General features: G+C 68.6%; 22 protein-coding genes and 1 riboswitch. Of the genes, 11 read left to right on the top strand and 11 right to left on the bottom strand.

The window, feature by feature from the left end; genetic code table 11:
* The first annotated feature begins 88 nt into the window (after nt 1-88).
* The gene (locus tag PWF70_RS21610) at nt 89-571 is read left to right on the top strand and encodes an NUDIX hydrolase (RefSeq protein ID WP_006357145.1); all 483 of its coding nucleotides are present in this window, start codon (nt 89-91) and stop codon (nt 569-571) included.
* Here PWF70_RS21610 and PWF70_RS21605 read toward each other — a convergent pair.
* Both PWF70_RS21605 and thiE read right to left on the bottom strand, forming a co-directional pair.
* Nucleotides 568-936, bottom strand: a complete 369-nt coding sequence (locus PWF70_RS21605; RefSeq protein ID WP_006357146.1) for a hypothetical protein — start codon at nt 934-936, stop codon at nt 568-570. The genes PWF70_RS21610 and PWF70_RS21605 overlap by 4 nt on opposite strands.
* A gap of 350 nt (nt 937-1,286) precedes the next feature.
* Nucleotides 1,287-1,958, bottom strand: coding sequence for a thiamine phosphate synthase (gene thiE, locus PWF70_RS21600; RefSeq protein ID WP_042375129.1), 672 nt, complete (start codon nt 1,956-1,958; stop codon nt 1,287-1,289).
* Nucleotides 1,959-2,005: 47 nt separating this feature from the next.
* A riboswitch (TPP riboswitch) is annotated at nt 2,006-2,115 on the top strand.
* Here thiE and thiO point away from each other — a divergent pair.
* The 6 genes from thiO (at nt 2,109) to PWF70_RS21570 (ending at nt 8,809) form a co-directional block, all read left to right on the top strand.
* The gene (gene thiO, locus PWF70_RS21595) at nt 2,109-3,173 is read left to right on the top strand and encodes a glycine oxidase ThiO (protein ID WP_286352773.1); all 1,065 of its coding nucleotides are present in this window, start codon (nt 2,109-2,111) and stop codon (nt 3,171-3,173) included. Its footprint overlaps the riboswitch before it by 7 nt.
* Nucleotides 3,170-3,370, top strand: coding sequence for a sulfur carrier protein ThiS (gene thiS, locus PWF70_RS21590; protein ID WP_006357149.1), 201 nt, complete (start codon nt 3,170-3,172; stop codon nt 3,368-3,370). Before thiO ends, thiS begins: the two co-directional genes overlap by 4 nt.
* The gene (locus PWF70_RS21585) at nt 3,363-4,184 is read left to right on the top strand and encodes a thiazole synthase (protein WP_006357150.1); all 822 of its coding nucleotides are present in this window, start codon (nt 3,363-3,365) and stop codon (nt 4,182-4,184) included. Before thiS ends, PWF70_RS21585 begins: the two co-directional genes overlap by 8 nt.
* A gap of 131 nt (nt 4,185-4,315) precedes the next feature.
* On the top strand, nt 4,316-5,284 hold the full coding sequence (locus tag PWF70_RS21580) for an ABC transporter ATP-binding protein (RefSeq protein WP_040003940.1): 969 nt from the start codon (nt 4,316-4,318) through the stop codon (nt 5,282-5,284).
* Nucleotides 5,281-6,039 (top strand): ABC transporter permease, encoded by a 759-nt coding sequence (locus tag PWF70_RS21575; protein WP_006357152.1) that lies wholly within the window; start codon nt 5,281-5,283, stop codon nt 6,037-6,039. Before PWF70_RS21580 ends, PWF70_RS21575 begins: the two co-directional genes overlap by 4 nt.
* 130 nt (nt 6,040-6,169) lie before the next feature.
* A complete protein-coding gene (locus tag PWF70_RS21570; protein ID WP_040003928.1) occupies nt 6,170-8,809 on the top strand; it encodes a LuxR C-terminal-related transcriptional regulator in 2,640 nt (879 codons plus the stop codon).
* Here PWF70_RS21570 and PWF70_RS21565 read toward each other — a convergent pair.
* The 4 genes from PWF70_RS21565 to PWF70_RS21550 form a co-directional block, all read right to left on the bottom strand.
* Complete coding sequence (locus tag PWF70_RS21565; RefSeq protein ID WP_241548566.1) at nt 8,751-9,419, bottom strand: phosphoribosyltransferase; 669 nt, start codon at nt 9,417-9,419, stop codon at nt 8,751-8,753. The two genes, PWF70_RS21570 and PWF70_RS21565, sit on opposite strands and share 59 nt — an antisense overlap.
* A gap of 11 nt (nt 9,420-9,430) precedes the next feature.
* Nucleotides 9,431-9,892 (bottom strand): nuclear transport factor 2 family protein, encoded by a 462-nt coding sequence (locus tag PWF70_RS21560; protein ID WP_006357155.1) that lies wholly within the window; start codon nt 9,890-9,892, stop codon nt 9,431-9,433.
* Nucleotides 9,889-10,755: an SCO6745 family protein gene (locus tag PWF70_RS21555; protein WP_006357156.1), complete on the bottom strand. Its 867-nt coding sequence runs from the start codon at nt 10,753-10,755 to the stop codon at nt 9,889-9,891. Before PWF70_RS21555 ends, PWF70_RS21560 begins: the two co-directional genes overlap by 4 nt.
* A gap of 63 nt (nt 10,756-10,818) precedes the next feature.
* Nucleotides 10,819-11,934 carry a DMT family transporter gene (locus tag PWF70_RS21550; protein ID WP_006357157.1) on the bottom strand — a complete coding sequence of 372 codons (1,116 nt, stop codon included), beginning with the start codon at nt 11,932-11,934 and terminating at the stop codon, nt 10,819-10,821.
* Nucleotides 11,935-12,166: 232 nt separating this feature from the next.
* Here PWF70_RS21550 and PWF70_RS21545 point away from each other — a divergent pair, with 232 nt between their 5' ends.
* From PWF70_RS21545 to PWF70_RS21530, 4 genes are all read left to right on the top strand, one after another.
* Nucleotides 12,167-13,351, top strand: a complete 1,185-nt coding sequence (locus PWF70_RS21545; RefSeq protein WP_040003929.1) for an ATP-grasp domain-containing protein — start codon at nt 12,167-12,169, stop codon at nt 13,349-13,351.
* A 152-nt stretch (nt 13,352-13,503) separates the two neighbouring features.
* A complete protein-coding gene (locus tag PWF70_RS21540) occupies nt 13,504-13,692 on the top strand; it encodes a hypothetical protein (RefSeq protein WP_006357159.1) in 189 nt (62 codons plus the stop codon).
* A gap of 110 nt (nt 13,693-13,802) precedes the next feature.
* On the top strand, nt 13,803-15,383 hold the full coding sequence (locus PWF70_RS21535; RefSeq protein WP_006357160.1) for an MFS transporter: 1,581 nt from the start codon (nt 13,803-13,805) through the stop codon (nt 15,381-15,383).
* Between the two features lie 65 nt (nt 15,384-15,448).
* Nucleotides 15,449-16,711 (top strand): oxygenase MpaB family protein, encoded by a 1,263-nt coding sequence (locus PWF70_RS21530; protein ID WP_006357161.1) that lies wholly within the window; start codon nt 15,449-15,451, stop codon nt 16,709-16,711.
* Here the strand turns inward: PWF70_RS21530 and PWF70_RS21525 are convergent.
* The 5 genes from PWF70_RS21525 to PWF70_RS21505 form a co-directional block, all read right to left on the bottom strand.
* Nucleotides 16,663-17,319, bottom strand: coding sequence for a hypothetical protein (locus PWF70_RS21525; protein ID WP_006357162.1), 657 nt, complete (start codon nt 17,317-17,319; stop codon nt 16,663-16,665). The genes PWF70_RS21530 and PWF70_RS21525 overlap by 49 nt on opposite strands.
* 163 nt (nt 17,320-17,482) lie before the next feature.
* Nucleotides 17,483-18,226 carry a TetR/AcrR family transcriptional regulator gene (locus tag PWF70_RS21520; RefSeq protein WP_006357163.1) on the bottom strand — a complete coding sequence of 248 codons (744 nt, stop codon included), beginning with the start codon at nt 18,224-18,226 and terminating at the stop codon, nt 17,483-17,485.
* 42 nt (nt 18,227-18,268) lie between these two features.
* Entirely contained in the window at nt 18,269-19,015 is a 747-nt protein-coding gene (locus PWF70_RS21515; protein ID WP_006357164.1) for an ABC transporter ATP-binding protein, read from the bottom strand.
* On the bottom strand, nt 19,012-19,890 hold the full coding sequence (locus tag PWF70_RS21510; RefSeq protein WP_006357165.1) for an ABC transporter ATP-binding protein: 879 nt from the start codon (nt 19,888-19,890) through the stop codon (nt 19,012-19,014). The genes PWF70_RS21515 and PWF70_RS21510 overlap by 4 nt, the downstream gene beginning before the upstream one ends.
* The gene (locus tag PWF70_RS21505) at nt 19,883-21,892 is read right to left on the bottom strand and encodes an ABC transporter permease (protein ID WP_006357166.1); all 2,010 of its coding nucleotides are present in this window, start codon (nt 21,890-21,892) and stop codon (nt 19,883-19,885) included. The genes PWF70_RS21510 and PWF70_RS21505 overlap by 8 nt, the downstream gene beginning before the upstream one ends.
* Nucleotides 21,893-22,024: the final 132 nt, after the last annotated feature.

Genomic DNA, 22,024 nt, shown 5'->3' with positions numbered 1-22,024 from the left:
GGTTCGTGATCGCCCTGGCAGGTCGCGCGTGTCTCACTTACGGTGGAGGAAATCCGGCGATCGGCTCGTCGGGCGGCAAGGAGGCGTGGTGCGCGGAGACGGCGACGGCTGGCTGATCGATCCCGACGGTTCACGGTATTGGGGTGTTCACGGCGCGGCGGGTCTGCTGCTCCGGGCGCCGCTGACCGACGGCGCGACCGGCGTTCTGCTCCAGCATCGCGCCGCGTGGTCGCACCAGGGCGGCACCTGGGCCCTGCCCGGCGGTGCGCGCGACTCCCACGAGGGCGCCATCGACACCGCGATGCGGGAAGCCGAGGAGGAAGCCGGCATCGACAGCGCCGACCTTCGTGTCGTCGCCGCCGTCGTCACCCACGAGTCACCGGGCGGCTGGACCTACACGACGGTCATCGCCGAGACCGATGCGCCGGTCCGCACGGTCGCCAACTTCGAGTCGACGGAACTGCGCTGGGTCGAAGAACAGCACGTCGATCAGCTCCCGCTGCATCCGGCGTTCGGCCGGGCCTGGCCCACCCTGCGCGAGCGGATCGCCGCACTCGACCCGCAGGGTTAGGGGCTGAGCAGCCGGTTGGCGCCGGAGATCAGCGCGGCGATGTTCGCCTCGTCCCCGGTCCTGCCCTCGCCGAAGGCCCACGCCTGCCGACCGTTGTTCTCACACAGCAGGAACGTGGCGATCGCCCCGTCGACCTCGCGCTGGTGCAGCCGCAGGATCTGAACGGGTGCGCCGAGGTCGTACAGGATCGACGTCATCGCGCCGAGCGGTCCGGCGGCGACAGCGCTGCACGACATGAGGCGATCGGCGATCGCGATGGTCGCGCGGCATTCGACGAGGTCCTGCCGCGCCGGTGCGACCGACCACGATCCGAGCCGGATGGCTCCGTTGCCCGCGTACTCGTCGGTGAAGTGTTGCCAGCTCATCCCGATGGCCTCCTCGCGCATACCCGCGGGCAGCGGACGGCCGAAGTGTTCGGTGATGGGATCTCCCGACGGCGCGGTCGTGTGCCCGTGTCGTGAGAAGGATGGGTGAGGCAGATGAAGAAGGTGCATCTCGAAAGCCGATTTCGGTCGAAGAACGGATGACCGACAAGAGCGTGCAACCGACCCGCAGCGGGGGGTCGGTCAGAATCAGACCCCGCTGCGGCGGGTTACGAGCGCGCTCTTGATGCACATCATGATCGGTCCAGGCTAGACCGCGGTGTCCGGATCAGGCAAACGGATTCCGCCTCGGCAGTCCACTCTGACAACCGACCCTGAGGACCACCCCTGGGCTACCACCGGCCGAGGAGGTCGGCGGCCGCGGCAGCGGGATCGGTGGCGGCGGTGATCGCCCGCACCACGACGATCCGGCGGGCACCTGCGGCGGTCACCTCCGGCACCCGCGGGGCGTCGATGCCGCCGATGGCGAACCACGGCTTGCCGGGCGCGGCGCCGGCGGTCGTCGTCACCAGGTCGAGGCCGGCAGCACTGCGACCAGGCTTGGTGGGCGTGGTCCAGCACGGGCCGACGCAGAAGTAGTCGACGTCGGGGTCGGCGGTTGCGGCCGCGGCCTGCTCGCGGTCGTGGGTGGACGCCCCGATGATCGTGTCGGGGCCGACGATCCGGCGCGCCACCTCCGGCGGCAGGTCGCCCTGTCCGACGTGGAGGACGTCGGCGCCCGAGAGAGCGGCGATGTCCGCGCGGTCGTTGACCGCCAGCAACGCGCCATGGGCGTCGACGACGCCCCGCAGCGCGGCGAGGATCTCGAGCTCCTCACGGGCCTCGAGCGTGCCGAACTTCTTCTCGCCCGCCGACCCCTTGTCGCGTAGCTGCACGATGTCGACGCCGCCGGCGAGGGCGGAGCCGACGAAGTCGAGCAGGTCGCCGCGCTCGCGTCGCGCGTCGGTGCACAGATAGAGCCGGGCGGAATCAAGGCGGCGGCGCGATTCGGAAGCAGTCGTCACGGCGACCAGGCTAGCCCTGCGTCGACCGGCCGGGCGTAGGGTGGACCGCGAGAACACACGGGAGCCCGGGCAGGCGGGCTGAGAGTGCGGACCCCTCCGCAGACCGTCGAACCTGATCCGGGTCATTCCGGCGAAGGAAGGTGATCTGGCTTGAGCAACACCCCAGCACGACTCGACCGTGCGCTCACCGTCGTCGGCGGTGGCGTGATCGGTCTGACCTGTGCGCTCGCCGCCGCCGACGCCGGCTGGCAGGTGTTCGTCGTCGACGCCGGTCACGACGAGCGGGCCTCATGGGTTGCGGGCGGGATGCTCGGCTCGCTGGGCGAGGGACATCCGGGGGAGGAGGCCGCGCTCGCGCTGTCGGTCGAATCGGTGCGGCGCTGGCCGACGCTGGTGAAGCGGCTCGCCGACCCCGCGATCGTGACGGCCACCGACTCCCTGTTCGTCGCCGGTTCGGCAGCCGACGCCGAGTACCTGCGCCATCTCGCCGACTTCGTCTGGGCCAATCAGCCGCGCACCGACGCCACGCTCAGCACGGTGACGGGTCGTGAGATCCGTTCCCTGGAGCCGTCGTTGAGTTCGCGGCTCGTCGGCGGCTACCGGGCGGTCGGGGAGTGGTCGATCGACAACCGACGGCTGCTGGCGACCCTGCGCAGCGCCGGGGCCGCGGTCGGGGTGCGGTTCATGGATGCACGGGTGGAGAGCCTCGCCGACGTCCGCGAACAGGCCGGCCCGCGAGATCAGATCCTCCTCGCCGCCGGACTCGCCACGGCGGCACTGCTTCCCGAGGTGCCCCTCCACGCGGCCAAGGGGGAGATCCTCCGCTTGCGTCGGACACGGTGGTCGGTTCCGCCGCCCGGGCACGTGGTCCGGGCCCGGCTCCACGGCCGGGCGGTCTACCTGGTCCCGCGCGAGGACGGGATCGTGGTCGGCGCAACGCAATACGAGGCCGGTGACTTCGGCGACCGCACTCCGCAGGCAGGTGGCGTCGCCGATCTGCTCGCCGACGCGATCGAGGTCATGCCGGGACTGCGCACCTACGAACTGACCGAGGCGGGCGCCGGACTACGGCCGTGCACCGCCGACGGACTGCCGATCGTGGAGCGGATCGACGACCGTACAGTGGTCGCGACCGGCCACGGCCGCAACGGCATCGTTCTCGCACCGGGCACGGCGGACAGGGTGCTCGGGATTCTGGAAGGAGCATCCGCGTGACCATCACCGTGAACGGAGAGAACCTCGACGTGGGCGACGACGAGTCGGTGAAGGATGTCGTCACCCGCCTCGGACTGCCTGACCGCGGGATCGCGGTGGCCGTCGACGGCGCAGTCGTACCGCGAGGACGATGGTCGGAACACACGATGACCTCGGGAGCCGTAGTGGAGATCGTGACGGCGGTGCAAGGTGGCTGAGTCCGGCATCATCGACGGCGCAGACGTTTCCGAGGCAGACCCGCTTCGGATCGCCGGCCGCGAGTTCTCCTCCCGCCTCATCACCGGAACCGGTGGCGCGACGAATCTCGCGTCCCTCGAGCGTGCACTCGTCGCGTCGGGTACCGAACTCACGACCGTCGCCGTGCGTCGCGTCGACGCCGCGTCGGGGACGGGGGTGTTCGACCTGCTGCGCCGCCTGGACATCGCGGTCCTGCCCAACACCGCCGGATGCCACACCACCGCCGAGGCGGTGCTCACCGCGCAGTTGGCCCGCGAGGCGTTCGAGACGAACTGGGTGAAGCTCGAGGTGGTGGCCGATGAACGCACCCTGATGCCGGATGCCGTCGAACTCGTCGACGCCGCAGCCGCATTGGTGGCGGACGGATTCGTCGTGCTCGCCTACACCAACGACGACCCGGTCCTCGCTGCGCGACTCGCCGACCTCGGCGTCGCCGCGGTCATGCCACTCGGCTCACCGATCGGGACCGGACTCGGAATCCTCAACCCGCACAACATCGAGATGATCATCGACCACTGTTCCACGGCCTTCGACGATCCCCTCCCGGTGATCCTCGACGCCGGTATCGGCACCGCCAGCGACGCCGCTTGTGCGATGGAACTCGGTTGCGACGGAGTGCTTCTCGCGACCGCCGTCACCCGTGCGGAGAATCCGGAGCGAATGGCGACCGCGATGCGGCATGCGGTGATCGCCGGACGACTCGCCGCACGGGCGGGTCGCATCCCGAAACGGTTCTGGGCGCGGGCATCGTCGCCGACGCCGGAGCGGGGCTGATCCCACGCAACTGCCTGCTGCCCGACCCGCCCTTTGCTGCCTGAGGTGCGGGGAGCGCAAGCGACGAGCCTCGAGGGCCCGGTGTGTCGCAACCACCCGGCGCACCCCCGGTCGGCGGCTATGGTCGACTCGTGTTGCGGGTAACGAATCTGACGAAGGACTTCGGGAGTCAGCGCGCGGTCGACAACCTCACCTTCGAGGTGGGGCCGGGGCGGGTCACCGGCTTCCTGGGGCCCAACGGTGCTGGTAAGTCGACGACGATGCGCATGATGCTCGGACTCGACCGTCCGACGTCGGGGACCGCGACCATCGACGACGTGCCGTACTGCGATCTCGACCATCCGCTGCGCCAGGTCGGTGCGCTGCTCGACGCACACTGGGTCCACCCCAATCGGAGTGCGCGTTCGCATCTGCGTTGGCTCGCCGCGAGCAATCGGATTCCGAAGTCCCGGGTGGACGAGGTGCTCGAGATCGTCGGCCTGGCGTCGGTGGCCCGGAAGCGTGCCGGTGGGTTCTCGCTCGGTATGTCGCAGCGGCTCGGACTCGCGGGTGCGCTGCTCGGCGACCCGCACACCCTGTTGTTCGACGAACCGGTCAACGGGCTCGATCCCGAGGGCATCGTGTGGATTCGGGGCTTCATGCGGCAGTTGGCCGCCGAAGGCCGCACCGTACTCGTCTCCAGCCATCTGCTGACCGAGATGTCGCTGACGGCAGACCATCTCGTCGTCATCGGTCGTGGGCGTCTCATCGCCGACTGCTCGGTCGGTGAGTTCACCGGCCGGGCCCGGCAATCGGTGCGGGTGCGCGGACCCGAACTCGAGAAGCTGCACACCGCACTGGCGAAGGCCGGCCTCGCGCCGGCGCCCGGTGCACCCGACGCCCACGGGCGGCCGGTGATGCGGGTACCCGACACGACGACCGACCGCGTCGGGGACATCGCCGCCGCGGCCGGCGTGACGCTGCACGAGCTCGCCGCCGAATCGGCCTCGCTGGAGGAGGTGTTCATGTCTATGACCGCCCACGCCGTCGACTATCACGGTGGCGACGGCTTCCGGTCCGTCGAATCCGGTCCGGGCACCCCGGAAGGGAGCCGGCGATGATCGGCCAGGCGCTCGCGGCGGTTGACGCCGAACGCATCAAGCTGTCGAGCACCCGTGCCCCGTACTGGTGCCTCGCGATGGTGGTCCTGTTCGGCATCGGCGTTGCGGTCCTGCTCGGTTGGCTGCTGTCGGGCGGTTACGCCGACTCGGCGTCGGTAGACACCCGGACCATCGACTACCTGGTCGGCGTCAACCAGTTCGGGGCCGCGGTCTTCGCGATCATGGCCGTCCTGGGCGTGACCACCGAATACCGGTTCGGCACCATCCGGCCGACCTTCGCCGCAGTAGCCCGACGGCCCCTCGTGATCCTCGCGAAGACCGTCGTGTTCGGTGGACTCACCTTCGTGGTGGCCGCGATCGTGGGGCTCCTCGGTGTCGTTCTGGGGCAGGCGCTCACCGGTAACGGCATCGCGCTCGGTGGTCCGGACACGATACGACAGCTCTGGGGCACGCCGGTTTTCGCGATGCTGTGCGCACTGATCGGGCTCTCGGTGGGTGCTCTCGTACGGCATTCCGCCGGAGCGGTGGCGATCGTGCTGGGATGGATGTTCGCGCTCGAACGCATCCTGTCGGTGCTCCCGCGTATCGGCGAGAACATCACGCCGTTCCTGCCGTTCCTCAACGGCTGGAACTTCTTGTCCGGCGGCGACCCCACCTTCCACTGGAACGCCTACGGCTCTTTGGCGTACTTCGCGGTGGTCACCGCGATCCTCTTGACGATCGCAATTGTCGTGACCAGTGCCCGGGATGCGTAGTTTGCGGATCTGCTCATACGTCCTGTGACCCGGAACGGCCGCCGAGAGAGGTGCGATTCGGCGGCCGAATGACGATTGACGATCCTTCGCGCAGCCCGCCGAAGGCCGCCGCGGACTAAAATTCAGTGGTATGTCCACAAATTGGCCGATGGTCGAGCGTGAGCGTGAGTTCCGCACGATCCTCGCCGCACTCAGTGGAAAGACGAACGGATGCGGGGTCGTGCTCACCGGCGATTCGGGGGTGGGCAAGACGACCCTCGCCCGGCATGTCACCGCCGAACTGCCGACCGGCGTGCGCTGGGTGGCCGGGACCGAGTCGGCACGATCGATTCCGTTGGGGGTCTTCGCCCACCTGGTCGGTCCGGCGACGTCGAGCGATCCGGTCACTTATCTGGCGGCCGCCCGGGAATCTCTGCTCGCCGACGGTGATGTCGTCATCGGAGTCGACGACGCGCATCTGCTCGACGAGTTGTCGGCCACCCTGCTTCATCAGCTCGCGATCGACCGTGCGGTGCACATCGTGGCGACCGTCCGGAGCGGGGAGGCGGTGCCGGACGCCGTCACCTCCCTGTGGAAGGACAATCACCTCACCCGGATCACGCTGTCGCCGTTCACCAAAGAGCAGAGCGTCGAGCTGATCGAATCCGTCCTCGGTGGGCAGCTCGAAGAGCATTCGGCCTCCCTGATGTGGGAGGCATCGGGTGGAAACGCCCTGTTCCTGCGGCATCTCGTGGACGGCGCCCGCCAAGCGAACACCTTGCGACAGGTCAACGGGGTCTGGCAGTTGCGCGGCCGCGCGGCCATCACCTCCGAACTCGCATCGCTGCTCGAGGGGCGGATCGAACAACTCGATGCGTCGGTCCTCAGCGCGCTCAAGTACCTGAGCCTGTGTGAACCGCTCGACATCGACGTGCTCGCCGAACTCGCCGGCGAGGAGGCCGTGGAGGAGGCCGAGATCGCCGGCCTCGTCCGCATCACGCGCGACGGCCGCCGGTTGAATGTCGCCTTCCACCACCCGCTGTTCGGCGAGGTGATCCGCCGCAGACTCGGGATGGTGTCGTCCCGACGACTCCGCGGCAACCTCGTCGAGGCGCTGCGATCCCGCCCCACCGACACGCCCGCCGAGCGGATCAGGCTCGCCGACCTCGCGATCGAGAGCGACGTCGAGATCGATCTGTCGCTCGTTCGCACCGCGGCGAGCGACGCCCTCAAACTCGCGCAGACCTCACTCGGTGAACGGTTCGCGCGGGCGGCCCTCGTCGAGGGCGCCGGGGTCGACGTCGCCGAACTGCTCGCACGCGCCCGGATGTGGCAGGGCCATCCCGACGAGGCCGAGGAGATCCTGTCGCGGTTCTCCCCGGACGATCTGGACGAGGCGCAACTCCTGCTCTGGGGGAATCTGCGGATCGGCAACGCGTTCTGGGCCCTGGGCGACGCCGACCGTGCCGGTGAGATCCTGCAGATGCTGCGCAAGCGGGACATGCAGCCCGCGCTCGTGCCCATCGTCACCGGCATCGCCTCGGCCTGCGCGCTGTTCGAGAACCGGATCGGTGAGGCGATCACGTTGTCGGACAGTGTCTTCGCCGAGAAGCGCAAACTTCCGTGGGCGATCGAGTGGGCCGTGTTCGGTGGTTCTCTCGCGCGAGCAGTCGCAGGCCGCGGGAACGAGGTGGAGGCCCTGGCCGCGCACTCGCGTGAGGTGGAGGTCGACGGACTCCTCCGGTTCCCGACGGGTTTCGGCGAGATCCTCGCCCTCACGCTGACCGGCCGGCTCGACGACGCGGACACTGCCGCCGGGCGCTTCCTGACGGCCGCCCAGACCGCGCAGTACCTGGGTTGGGCCATGTCGGAGATTCTCGTTGCCGCCGTGGAACTCTCGCGCGGCGCATGCGTCTCGGTGACCCGGCGGATGGAGCAGACCCTCGCCACCCTCGACAGCGGTGAGTTCTCGGAGTCCTGGAACTTCCCGGCCCACATCTTCTTGATCCAGGCACTGAGTGCACTCGGTCAGGTCGACCGTGCCGCCGAGGTGCTGGAGAAGGCGAGGGCCCGGTACGGCAGGCACGTCGCGATCTTCGGTCCGATGCTGGCCATTGCGCAGGCCTGGCAGTCGGCGGCCGCCGGCACCATCACGCCGGCCGTCGCGCTTCTCCGTCGAACCGCCGAAGAGACAAGGGAGACAGAACAACTTGCCATCGAGGCGGAGGCGCTGCACTCGGCGGCCAGGTTCGGTGACGCCACCGTCGCCCAGCGACTCACCGAACTCGCCGGACTCGTCGACGGCCCACTGGCACCGCTGTACGCCCGGCACGCCATCGCGCTCGCTGCCGGTGACGCCGTCGAACTCGACCTGTGCTCAGCCGATTTCGAGTCACTGGGCGTTCGGTTGTCGGCGGCCGACGCCGCCGCGCAGGCGAGTGTGCTGCATGATTCGGCGGGCAGCAGGTCGGCGACCGTTGCCTCGGCGGCGGTGGCCAACCGACTCGCCTCGGAATGCGGCGGTCTGCGCACGCCCGCGCTCATCACCGCCGCACAACCGCTCCCGTTGACCTCACGTGAACGCGAGGTCGCGAATCTCGTTGCGGCAGGCCTGTCCAACAAGGAGATCGCGGAGCGGCTCACCGTTTCGGTGCGCACCGTCGAGGGGCACATCTACCGTGCGTCCACCAAACTCGACGTCACCGACCGTGAGGGCATCGCCAAGCTGTTGCTCAAGGACGGTGATCGCGCTCCAGGCACTCGATCACCTCTTCGTCGTCGATCTGACTGAAGTCGTCGTAGGAGAGTCCGACCGCCTCGAACGGTTCCGGGGTGGTCAGTACGACGACGTCGTCGACGCCCCGATCGATGAGGCGGCCGACCGAATCCGACGGTGCCGTGGGTACGGCCACGATCAACCGTGCGGCACCGGCGGCATCCATCGCGTCGATGGCCACCGCCATCGTCGAGCCGGTGGCGAGACCGTCGTCGACCAACACCACGACCCGGTCCTCGACCTCGACCGGTGGCCGTCCGCCGCGATAGAGCTCCTCGCGGTTGTGCAGGATGCGACGTTCCCGGTCGGCTACCGCGTCGAACTCGGCACGCGAGACGCCCAACCGGCGGGGTATGTCGTCGTTGACCACGAGATGGCCGGCGGTCAGGGCGCCCATCGCGAACTCCTCGTGTCCCGGTGCGCCGATCTTGCGTACGACGAGGGCGTCGAGGTCGCCGCCCGTCGCATCGGCGACCTCACGGGCCACGGGCACCCCGCCGCGCGCCAGGCCGATGACCACCGGCCTGGCCCCGTGGGTGTCCTCCCGGGACCGCAGGACCTCCGCGACCCGGGCGCCGAGGGCACGTCCCGCCGCGATTCGGTCGGGGAAGACGCGGCCGGACATGTCGGGTGTCCTCAGAGGTGCACCGCGGGACCGACCTCGAGCTTGAAGCTCGGCAGATCGGCCAGTCCGATGGTGGCCTCGTAGGTGCGGTCGTAACCGGTGGCGCTGATGCGCCAGCCGTCCTCGGTCCGGCGGTAGGTGTCCTCGTAGAAGGCGGCTCCGATCAGCATGAACGAGAACTCGGCGACGATCACGCGGTCCTGCAGATACCAACGGCCGCGGGCGGTGTCGCCGGAGACCTCGATCTCGGGGTGGTTCACGCGGTGCTCGGTGATGACCGCCGGACCGACGTTGGCCTCCATGTACCCCACGAGCTCGTCCCGGTTGGCGAAGGACAGGCTCGCACCGTAGTTGCCGGTCACATCCTCGGTGAGCGTCGACGCGAACGTCTTCCAGTCCTTGGTGTCGAGTGCCCTCAGGTAGCGGTACTTGAGGTTCTCGATCTCGCGGACGTCTTCGTTGTGATTGCTCACTTGCGCCTCGTTCCGGGCAGGACGCCGGCATCGAGCACGGCCTTCACGATCGGACGGGTCCGTTCGAGCAACTCGGAGTTGCCCGACCACAGCGACTCGCCCGCGGCGTCGGTGGTCGCCTCGATGTCGTCGTACACCGCGGCACCCTGTGCCGTGAGTCGATGGCCGTCCTCGGTCCGTTCGGCCAGGCCCGCCTCCGCCAGTCGGTCGATGCTGTCCTCCCAGTCCTGTTCGGTGTAGCCACGCGTGAGCAGCACGACGCGCTTGCCCATGACCTTGCGTTTGACCGTCGGGCCGGGCAGCTGGGCCTCGTGGAAGACCGCCGCATCGAAGCCGTTGAGTCCGTGCAGGACGAGGGCGGCGATGTGGTTGTCGCCCCGCCACTCCCGCAGTACAGCGGTCGCCTGCCACAACCTCAGGCGCGGTGTCTCCGGGATCGGCGCCGACGCCCACGCCGCAGCGAGGGGACGACCGCCGAGCGGAAGGTCCGCGGCGAGCCGGGTGTACCCGGAGGCGAGTTCGTCGAGGAGGGCGTCGTCGGCGGAATCGCCGAGGATCTGCCGCAGGGAGTCATCCAGCATCGCGTTGCGACGTTCGTGGACTCGGTCGAGGCCTGCGTCGACCGCGGCGTGCCAGGACTTGGCGACCAGGTCGGGGTTGAAGTTGTAGAACGCGGCGGAGACGACCGGGGCGGCGCAGGGGCCGAGGGGAGCTCCGCGTGCGCCCACGTAGAAGGCGTGGCCGTCGAGACCGGTGTCCTCTTGTGCGGGGCCGAGTCCCGGGTTGAAGTACGCGAGAATGTGGAAGGGCTCGAGGGTCTCGTAGGCGAGGCGGGAGAGCGACGTGGTCGCTGTGGGCGTCATCACCCCACCTTCTCCACCGGCGGAACGGGTGTCAACCACTTTCGCGGCGATGGACGCTCGCGATCAGTTGTGCCGCGAGTCCCGGCTGCCGACGGATCGATCGCCGGACGCGGAGCCGTCCGGACGCAACCCTGCGTCGTCGTCGCGCGAGTCGGGATCACCCGGTCCACTTCGGAACTCCGCCTCGAAGGCCTCCGCCTCGAACGCGCCGGGTTCGGACTTCTCTGGGTCGGAATACTCCGGCTCCTCGCGGCCGCGACGCCAGCCGCCCTTCATCGGCGGAGCCTCACCGAGGTGGTCGGGGTCGACCGAGCCGTACCACGCCACCAGCACGGCACCGATGACGGCGCCGACGAAGCCGAGGATCGCAAGCCAGCCGAGTCCGGGCTTGGCCGTGTCCTCGAGGAACACCACACCCACCAGGCTGGGTCCGGCGGTCTCGCCGACCACCAGCACGGCGGTGACGCCGTTGACCGCGCCGAGCTGGAGCGCGACGGTCTGGATGTAGAAGCCGACCGCGCCCGCTGCGGCGATGGTCCACGCCGCCGGGTCGGTCAGGAACGCAACGGGATCGAACGGCTGGACGCCGTCGAGGATGCGGACCGAGATGGCGATGATGCCGAACAACAGACCCGCGGCGGCGCCGCCGACGATGGCGCCGGCGGCCGAACCGAGGTTGTAGACGGCGACGAGCGCGAAGGCGCACAGCGCGACGGTGGCGAGGAACAGACCCCAGTGGAAACCGACCTCTTCGCCGCCGCCGGTGTGATGCGACGAGGAGACACCGAGCAGGCACAGCGACATGACGACGAGCCAGATGGCGACCCATTCGCGGGTGTGCAGGGCGATGTTGAGGATGATCGTGCCGAGGAGTGCGGTGACGACGAGGTTCGCCGACACGATGGTCTGCGACAGGAAGAGCGGGAGGAACCGCGCGGCGAGTGCCCCGCCGGCGAAGCCGAAGACGACCATCGTGGTGCCGAGGATGAAGGCGGGATCGACGAAGGTCGACATCGTCGAGGAGATGGTGGGAGCACCCGTCTCGGTGGTGATGCCCTTACCCTCTTCGGCGGCTGCCGCGGCGACACGACGCGCGCCGAGCGCGCGGAGCACCGTCGACATCCCGTAGGCGACAGCGGCAAGGCATGCGGCGATGACGCCGACCACGAACAGTTGCATGCCTCCTCCAACTCGGTCCGGAACCCCCGGGTTCTCGAGGTCATCCGGTCCGTCGCCCAATCCGACTGCCTGCCACCACAGGCTCGACCGGCACAACAGCCCGGTCGTGCGGAAACTAACAGGACGAACCGACAGATAGATACCGAATATTCCCGTAGTGTCCGATTCCATTCAACAGGCGTAGGGCCGACGCGGCGCGTCAGGGTCCGGAGTACCCCCTAGACTCTGTCGGGTGGACAGCGCCGGACGAGCTCATGTACTGATCACCTCCGGTCGGTCGTTCCTCTCCCTGGAACTCGCACGACTCATGGCTGCGGGTGGCCATCGCGTGACGACCGTCGACTCTATTCCCGTCGCCATCAGCAGATTCTCCAACGCGGTAGGCGAATTCCACCGTGTTCCGCCGCCGAAGTTCGAGCCCCTCGAATACTGTCGTGCCCTCGCCCGGATCGTCGAGGAGAACGACGTCGACATGGTGATCCCGGTGCACGAGGAAACCGACATCATCGCGATGCTCGCCGAACTGTTCCCGCCGACGTGTCGGCTCTTCCTCTCCGACTTCGACATCGAGAACCGGCTGCACCACAAGTACGAATTCCAGGAACTGCTCGTCGAACTCGGAATCCCCACCCGCACATTCGCGTGGGTCGCCGGCCCCGAGGACGCGGGTTCACTCGACTTCGACAAGCCCTTCGCGCTCAAGCGGTGTTACTCGCGCGGTTCGCAGAAGGTGCACAAGGTGCAGCCGGGGGACCCGCTCACCTGGCTCGAGCATGACGAACAGAACCCGTGGGTTGCACAGGAATGGGTCTCGGGCGACAAGTACTGCACCTACTCGGTGTGCCACGAGGGCCGGATCTACGCGCACGCCACCTATCCGGTCGACTACGCCATCGACGGCAGCTCATGCCTGAACTTCCGGTCCGTCGACCACCCGCGCATCCAGGCGTGGGTCGCCGACATCGTCGAGCGCGTCAACTTCACCGGGCAGATCGGCTTCGACTTCATCGAGGACGGACCGGACGAGGACCTGTTCTGCATCGAGTGCAATCCGCGTGCGACGAGCGGCATCATGATGTTCTCTCCGGAGGACGGCGTAGACCGCGCCTTCCTCGGCACCTCCGACCCCGACACCGAGATCATCACTCCCGCACCCGGTGTCGACAAGATGATCGGTGTCGGCATGATGCTCTACGGATGGCGTGCGCCCTCTCGCAACGGCCGGTCGTTCCGTCAGTTCGCACGCGACTTCCGCGGCGCGTCGGATGTGATCACCCGGTCCGGCGACCAGAAGCCGGCGGTCCTGCTCCCGTTCGCCTACGCGGGCATCCTCCGCAGCTGTCTGAAGTACCGGGTCGGGCTCGCCGAGGGGTTCATGCACGACCACGAGTGGGACGGTCTGCGGATCAGCCTCTGAGCCCGGTCCACGGACCGGTTCCACCCGTGTCCCCCAGATGTGCGACACGATCTCCGGCCCTGTCGGCGTAGACTCGAAACCTAGCACCACCTGCGGCGATGGGTCACGTGAGCGGGTTCGGTGCGGGGGAAACGTGCTCGAGGGGGCTCGCTATGTACACATCCAAGATCACTCGTCGTCTGACTGTCGGGATCACGACTGTCGCCGCGGCCGGCGCACTCGCACTCGCCGGTGCGCCCACCGCCGCAGCGGCGCCGGTCGAGGCGCAACCCGTCGTGGGGTCCGTGGCGCTCTGCTTCGGAGTCCCGCTGGGTTCGCTGTCGTTCAACATCTGCATCTGACGGCACGACTCTCCCGTCCCGGGGCCGATGGTCCCCGGGACGTGACAATTCCGTGCCGCTGACGCGCGGAAGTCCTGCTCGGGCAGTGATTCCGCACGTACGATTCACCGATGACGTCGACGACGCCCGAGGGTGACACCGGTACGGCACCGGCACGCGCGCGTGCGATCCTCGTCGCGCTGATCCTCGTCGCGGGCGTGGCCAACATCAACCTCGCGGTGGCCAACGTCGCGCTGCCCGACATCGGCAAGGATCTCGACGCCAGTTCGACGCAGCTGAACCTCATCGCGGTCGGGTACTCGCTGGGTCTCGCGGCGTCGGTGCTGTACTTCGGTGCGCTGGGAGATCGCCACGGCCGCAAGCGGATGCTCGTGTTCGGCATGGCTCTGTCGATCCCGGCGTCGCTCGTGGCCGGCTTCGCGCCGAACGTCGAGGTCTTGTTCGGTGCCCGTCTGGTCGGCGGCATCGCGGCCGGCCTGGCCTTCCCGACGACCCTCGCGGTGATCACCGCGCTGTGGTCGGGTCCCAAACGCACCCGGGCGATCGCCGCCTGGTCGGCGTTCGGCGGAGCGATCTCCGCTCTCGGACCGGTGATGTCGGGTGGTCTGCTGGAGGTGTTCGACTGGCATTCGGTGTTCCTGGTGACCCTGCCGCTGGCGGTCCTCGCGCTGGCGGCGGCATGGAGGCTGGTGCCCGACGACACCGGCGACGAGGCGGCGGTCGTCGACAACCTCGGCGGCATCGTCTCGATCGTGATGGTCGGGGCGCTGGTCCTCGCCATCAATTTCGCCCCCAACAGCGATCAGCGGCTGCAGGTCTACATCCTCGCCGCGATCGCGATCGTCGCCGGTGCCGGATTCGTGTGGCGGCAACTGCGCGTGCGTGTTCCGCTCTTCGACCTCCGCATCGCATCCCGACGCACCTTCTGGGTCGCGGCGCTCGGCGGGCTCATCGTCTTCGGCACGCTCATGGGCGCGATGTTCATCGGCCAGCAGTACATGCAGAACGTGCTCGGCTACTCGACTCTCGCCGCGGGCGCGACGATCCTGCCCGCCGCCGGCGCGATGGTCGTCGTCGCACCGCGGTCGGCCAAACTCGTGCAGAGCATGGGATCACGGTTCACCCTGCTGTCCGGGTACGCCTTCATCGTGCTCGGGCTGGTGTTCGCGATGCTCACCTGGGATCAACACGCCCACTTCTGGCACGTCGGGCTCGTCTACGTCCTCGTCGGCATCGGCGTGGGCCTGGCCGGCACCCCGGCGTCGCAGTCGCTCACCGGATCGGTGCCCGTCCAGCGGGCGGGCATGGCGTCGAGCATGTCGGATCTGCAGCGCGACCTCGGCGGAGCCATCCTGCAGTCGACGCTCGGCGCGATCCTGACGGCCGGTTACGCCAACCAGTTGCGGGAGACGATCGCGAACTCCCCGCAGGCGGATCAGGTCACCGACCAGACCGAGGCGGCGCTCACCAAGTCCTTCTCGAGCGCCGAGGTGCTCGCCGAGCGGTATCCGCAGTACGCCGATCAGATCATCGGCGCCGCCCGGGACGCCTTCGTGCACGGGGACAACCGCGCCTACGGTGCCGCCGCGGCGATCGTGCTGGTGGGCGCCGCCATCGTCTTCTTCTTCTATCCGGATCACGACGGCGAGCGCGCGGCCATGGCCGAGTACGCGGAGCAGCGCAGTCTCTGAGGTCGCTCTCGGCCGGCGCGGGAAAAACGAATGGAAAGTGAGCACGCACGTGTTCTCATTGAGTCATGGAGCGGATACCCACTGATCTGGTGAACGCCGACCTGGCCGTACAGCGATACGGGGAGGCCGGACGAGTCTGGCTCGACCAGATGTGGCTCGCCGATCCCCTCGCCGACGCGGTGGCGGCCGACTCGCATCCGGGCGGGTCCACGACCACCGTGCTCCGGAGAGCGCTCGCCCACGGGATCGGATCGCTCGACGAGTCCACCGAGTCGATGCGGGCGCTGTTCGCTTTTCTCGACGACGAGCCGGACTGGGTCGACCACGATCGGATGGCCCGGGCCGCGGACGCGCTCATCGTCAACACCGCGCCGCTCGGCATCGTGCTGGGCGCGGCTTCGCTGGTGCGCGGCGCGGGAAACACGATCGCCGCCAAACCCCTTGCGATCACCGGACGCTATGTGTCGCAGCCGGCGATGCGGTCGGTGGAGGTGGGGGAGTGGCTGAGTCAGGTCATCACCCCGGGCGGGATGCGACGCGACGGAGACGGTTTCGCCTACACCGTGCGCGTCCGCATGATCCACGCGCACGTCCGGCAGATGCTGTGGAAGCGCGGCGACTGGAACGAAAATGCTTGGGGTGTACCGATTCCGCAGCCGTACATGGCGTTCACGATCGCCGAGTTCGGCCACATCGCGATCGACGCGATGCACACCCTCGGGGTCCGGTTCACCGACCGTGAGCTCGAGGACATCTACCACCTCTGGCGTTACGTCGGCCATGTCGTCGGGATGAGTCCCGAACTCGGCCCGACGTGCGAGGCCGATCATGTCCGCATCGAAGAGCTGTACCGCCTGACGTCACCGGGACCCGGGCCCGACGATCACGACTTCGTGGTCGCGCTCACCGAGGACTACCTCGTCCCTGAGCTCGCCAACGTACTGCCCGGCCCGCGCATCCTGCGAGATCGATTGGCCACCAACCTCATGTACGGGTTGCAGCGGGTGTTCATCGGCGATGACGACGCCGATGCCCTGGGCATGCCGGACGGGAAGATCAAGCACCTTCTCGGCCGGGTCGGTCCGTCCCTCGCGCTGGCCGGCTCGGCACAGCGTCTGGGCGGCTCACGGCGCGCTCGTGCACGGATCGAGAAGGCCTACCGCGTGCGCGATGCCGAGATGGCCCGGATGCGCGACGACTACCGGGTCACCCATGGTCTGGTCGATGCGGCCGCGAACTCCGCATCGTCGGGCCAGCCGCCGGTTGCCGGGCCGACCGCTCAGCCGCCGAATGCGCTTGCGGCGGTGACGTCCTCGGTCAGGCAGTAGCCGATCGAGGTGGGCTGTGTGAAGGTCCACTTCGTCTGGTCATCGGGGCAGCCGATCGATCCGTCGCCGCGGCTGACAGTCTTGGCGATGACCGTGTTGTCCACCGGGGATGCGCCGCATTCGACCTCGCGGTAGTCGGCGAGCTTTCCGCCGTTGAGCGGGATCTGATAGCAGGTGTCGGTCGCGAAGTTCGGTGTCATGCACAGTTTCTGGTCTCCGCCGGAGAAGGTGAGGGTCGAGGTGTAGTCGGCGGTGCATTCCGCGTCGGACGCCACCTTGTCGGCGGCGAAGAAGGTGAGGCCCTCGGTGCCCTCGCAGTCCTCCTTGGTGGCCTCCACCTTGCCCTCGCCGGCCTCGTCACCGATCTGCAGGCACTCGCCGACGTCGATGTCGGAGGCCTCCTCGACGGTCTGGGAGCCGATGCTGAAGCTGCAGGCCGTCAGGGCGGTGAAGCCCAGACAGGCGACGATGACGGTGGCGCGGCGACCGATCTGCCACAGCGGCCGGCGGGGGCCGGAGATGGGGCCGATCTCCGTGTTGTGCAGGGTGTCGATCTGCTCGGTCGCGAGGTGGTCGGTGTCGGGCTGGGTGTTCTGCGGGCGGGACATGGGGTTTCCTCTCCTGGGCGGTCGTCGTCCGGGGTGCCCGGAGGCGGTTCGACCGCGGGGGTTCGTGTGACAGGAGAAAGAATCGCCCGATCCGCTTGTGGGGAACTTGGGGTCGACTTGTCCGGACCTTGGACCGTCTTGGACAGAGTTCTTGAATGGGGTGTCAGCGCTGGTCGAGCGACGCGTCGAGCGCCTGGAGCTGCTCCGGCCGGACGTCGCGGAGCACGGCCATGGTGGCGGTGATCGCGAGGTCGCAGGCCTCGTCGATGCCGGCGCCGTCGACGATGAGCGCACGATGCGCGACGTCGAGACTCATGCCCAGCAGCAGAGACGCGAGCGTGTCCGCGCCCGCGGAGATGTCGGCACCGCGCTCGGCGTAGTTCTTCCGCAACCGCGCGGAGATCCTCGGTTCGAGTGCGGCATACAGGCGCCGGTTGCTACCGCCGCCCCCACTGTGTCCCATGAGCACCCGCAGGCCGGCGGGATGGTTCCGGGCGTAGTCGAACAGGCACTGCACCGAATGGCGGGCCCGCGCCCCGTAGGGCATGTCCTCGCTCTCGTCGTAGACGCGGAACATGAACGAGGTGAAGATGTCGAGCTCGCGGTTGATCACGCGGGCGACGAGCTCATCGCGGGACCCGAAGTGTGCATAGAGCGTCACCCGTGTCGTGCCACCGCGTTCGGCGATCGCGGTCATCGTCGCCCGGTCGGCGCCCACCTCGGCGATCACCTCGCAGGCGGCATCGAGCAGTTGTTCGTCGGTCGGACGATTCCGGGTGCTGCGTGCCGGACGGTCCTGGCCGGTGCGGCGCCGAGCGGACCGGCCGGGCCCTCGCCCGTTGGGATCGTGCCCGTTCGGATCGTGGGTGTTCGGATCTTGGGTGTTCGGATCGTCGACCGTGACCACGGCGTCCCCGGATTCGTCGGTGGTGGCGTTCTTCGGCCGGTCTCAGGAGGCCTGTTCCTCTATGGTGCGACCGAAGTATGCGGCCTCCACCATGTCCCGACGGCTGCGCAGGTCGGCGGCACTCGCCGACAGTGCGACCCGGCCGTGATGGAGGACGATCGCCGAGTCCGCGATCCCGAGGGCGAGGTCGATGTGCTGCTCGACGAGGACGACCGCCATCTGGTGCTCGTCGGCGAAGGCGCGGAGCCGCGGGAGCAGATCCTGCACGGCGACCGGAGACAGGCCGAGACTCATCTCGTCGATGAGCAGAACGCGCGGACGCGCGAGGAGTGCCTTGGCCAGGGCCAGCATCTGCTGTTCGCCGCCGGAGAGATTGCCGCACTGCCGCGAGCGCATGGTCTTCAGTTTCGGGAAGTACCCGAAGACCGTGTCGAGATCGGTTCCGTTCTTGCGCTTCGCGAGTCGCAGATTGTCCGATACCGACAGCTTGTGGAAGAGGCCGCGGGTGTCGGGGACCAGGGTCACGCCGCGGCGGGCGTTGCGTTCGATGTGATGGTCTATCGGTTCGCCCAGCGCGGTCACGCTGCCCGACATCAACGGCAGGGCGCCGACGGTGGCGAGCAGAGTGGTCGTCTTGCCTGCACCGTTGGGGCCGAGCAGGGCCAGGATCTCCCCGGCGCGGACCGAGGCGCTCAGACCGCGCACGGCCGGCACACCGCCATAGCCGACGGTGATGTCGTCGAGTTCGAGGACGGAGGACGCCGAGGAGGCGTCGTTCGGCGTGCTCATCGGTTCTCCTCGGGCGCGGCGGTCGTGGTCGGTTCGGTTCCGGCCGCGAGATCGGTTGGCCCACCGGATGACCCGGCCGCATCGAGCTCGGCCACCGCATCCGGGTCCACCTCCGGGCTTCCCAGGTAAGCGGAGATCACCGCCGGATCGTCCTGGATGGCCGCGGGTGTGCCGCTGGCGATGACCTTCCCGAAGTCGAGCACGTAGAGGCGGTCGCAGACGTCGAGGACCAGCGACATGTCGTGGTCGATGAGGAGGATTCCGATGCCGGTGGCAGCGATGCGCCGCAGCTCGGCACCGAAGTCGCGGCTCTCGTGGGTGTCGAGGCCCGCCGCCGGCTCGTCGAGCAGGACGAGTCGGGTCCCGCCGACCAGGGCCCGGGCGACGCCCACCAACTTCTGTTGTCCCAGCGTGAGTTCGCCGGGACGCTGATCGGCGGCGTCGCGCAGACCGACGAGATCGAGTGCGTGGTCGATGGTCTCGGCGGGTGGCCGCGAACCGTTGAGCACGTCCGACACCATCGCGCGCAGGCCGACGGGCTGCACGGCGACGGCCAGGTTCTGGGAGACGGTGAGGTCGGTGAACAGCTCGCCGGCCTGCCAGGTGCGTGCCATTCCGGCTCTACGCCGACGATGCGGCGAGGCCTTCTCGAGGCGTTCACCGGCCAGCGAGACGGTGCCGGTGGCCTTGGTGAACCCGGTGACGGCGTCGACGAAGGTGGTCTTTCCCGCGCCGTTGGGGCCGATCAGGCCGACGATCTCGCCGGAGCCGACGGTGATGTCGACGTCGGTGTTGGCGCTGACACCGCCGTAGCGGACGGAGAGCCCGCCGGTCTGGAGCAGGGTGGTCCGTTCCAGGACGGTCGACTCAGACATGGACACCTGCCTCCGCGCTCTGCGCCGCACCGGGCGCCTCGGGTTTTGGATCCGGTTCTCGGCGGTGCCGTAGGGCCCGGATCTTGTCGCCGAGTTCGGACGCCGCGCCGGCCACGCCGACGGGGTTCATCACCGCCATCAGCAGAAGGCTGCCCGCGGCGATCAGTTCGTAGTACTCGCCGAAACTCAGTGTCTGGGTGAGGAACACATAACCGACGCCGAGCGGGCCGATGATGCCGGCGATGACGGCGCCGGCGAACGAGGTGATTCCGCCGACGTAGGTCATCGCGAGCAGCGTCAGGCCGATCATCACGGTGAACGAGCCGGCCGAGAGCTGGCCGCGGCTGTAGCCGATCAGGCAGCCACCGATGCCGGCCAGGAAGGCCGACAGGGCGAAGCCGAGGAGTTTGGTTGCGGCGACGTTGATTCCGACCGATGCCGCCGCGCGTTCGTTGGAGCGAACCGCGAGGAAGGCGCGGCCGGTGGAGCCGCCCATGAACCGAAGGACCACGAGGGTGGCGATCGCGACGACGACGAGAACCATCAGCGCGAACCGCAGGGTGACGAGGTTGGTGCCGTCGCGCACACCGAGGTCGATGCCGAAGAGTGTCGGGTCGGCGATCATGTTGCCCTCGAACGCGGTGATGGCCGGGTTGTTGAACACGAAGCTCTGGATCGCCAGTGCCGCGGCCAGGGTCACCACTGCGAGCTGCGCGCCGCGGATACGGAGGGCCGGCACGCCGACCAGCACGCCGAGTCCCGTCGCGATCAGTGCGGCGAACAGCATGCTGAACGGGAACGGCACATTCCAGTTGGTGGTCAGCTTCGACAGGGCGAATCCGGCGGCGCCGGCAAAGGCCATGGACGCCAACGAGATCTGGCCGAGGTAACCGGTCAGCAGGACCAGCGAGAGCGCGATGAGCGAGAGGATCACCGAGGTGACCACGCCGAACCGCCAGGTGCCGGAGGTGAGCAGGATGGCGAGGACGACGGCCGCGACGATCGCCACGGTCGGGATGACCCGGATGCGGGGGATGCGCACCGCAGGCATGCGTACCTCGCCGAGCGAGCCGCGCGACGGGATTCGTCCGCCGAGGAGGAACAACGCGATCACCACGATGACGAAGGGCACGGCGTCGCCGAGACCGGCCTGCGCCCACTCCGGCCACCAGGCCTTGGTGGCGAGCCACGAAATCACCGACTGGAAGGCGCCGAGCACTAGTCCTGCCGCGCAGGCGACCCCGAAGGAGGTGAGCCGTCCGACGAGTGCGACCGCCAGCGCCGGGATGACGAAGAAGGTGTAGCTGGTGACCGTCAGGCCGATGGTGAACGAGGCCAGCACGACGATGAGGCCGGTGGCCGCGCCGGTGATGACCCACACGATGGCGGCGAGGCGGTCGGGGGAGTAGCCGGACAGGCGGGCGGCCAGTTCGTCCTCGGATCCGGCGCGCGTCGCGACCCCGAGCGTGGTGAGACGGAAGTAGGCCCACAGCAGCAGGGACACCGCGATGGCGACACCGGCCAGGATCAGGTCGGAGACGTTGACGACGGCACCGGCGATGTCGACGGTGTCCTCGGGCAGGATCGACTGGGCGAACAGATTTTCCGTGTCGAAACGCAGCTGGACGAGGGCCTGGAGGAAGAGCATTAGGCCGACCGACGCGACGACTTGTGCGAGCACGGGCGCGTGTCGTAGGGGACGGAAGACGAGGACGTGGGCGAGCAGGGCCCAGACCACCGCGCTGACCACGCCGAGGGCCAGAGCGAGTTCCATCGACGTGGGGTTGTCCTCACTGCCGATACTCAGGGTGCCGATGGGCAGGACGAGACTGCCGTCGGTGCGCAGCGCGGCGACGAGATAGACCGAGTAGAGACCGATGGCACCCTGGGCGAAGTTGATGATTCCGGTGGCGGCGTAGATGCCGACCAGAGACGAGGCGAGTACCGAGTAGATGGCACCCGCGGCTAGCCCGAGGAAGGCGAACTGGAGGAACTGGCCCATGTGCGTACTCATTCGTTCGGCGCGTGTGCATCTCACGCGGACGGATTGCGCGGACGGGTGGGTGGGTCACCCGGGAGAACGGTCGGGGAGCGGGTGGTGGGGATGGGCCCCGGGTGCGGGGCCCATCCCCAC

Origin of the sequence: Gordonia sp. Swx-4 (genome assembly GCF_030316175.1) — a bacterium.
Taxonomy (GTDB): domain Bacteria; phylum Actinomycetota; class Actinomycetes; order Mycobacteriales; family Mycobacteriaceae; genus Gordonia; species Gordonia alkanivorans.
The sequence above is the reverse complement of the archived record's forward strand: the minus strand, read 5'-3'. Positions and strand labels throughout refer to the sequence as shown.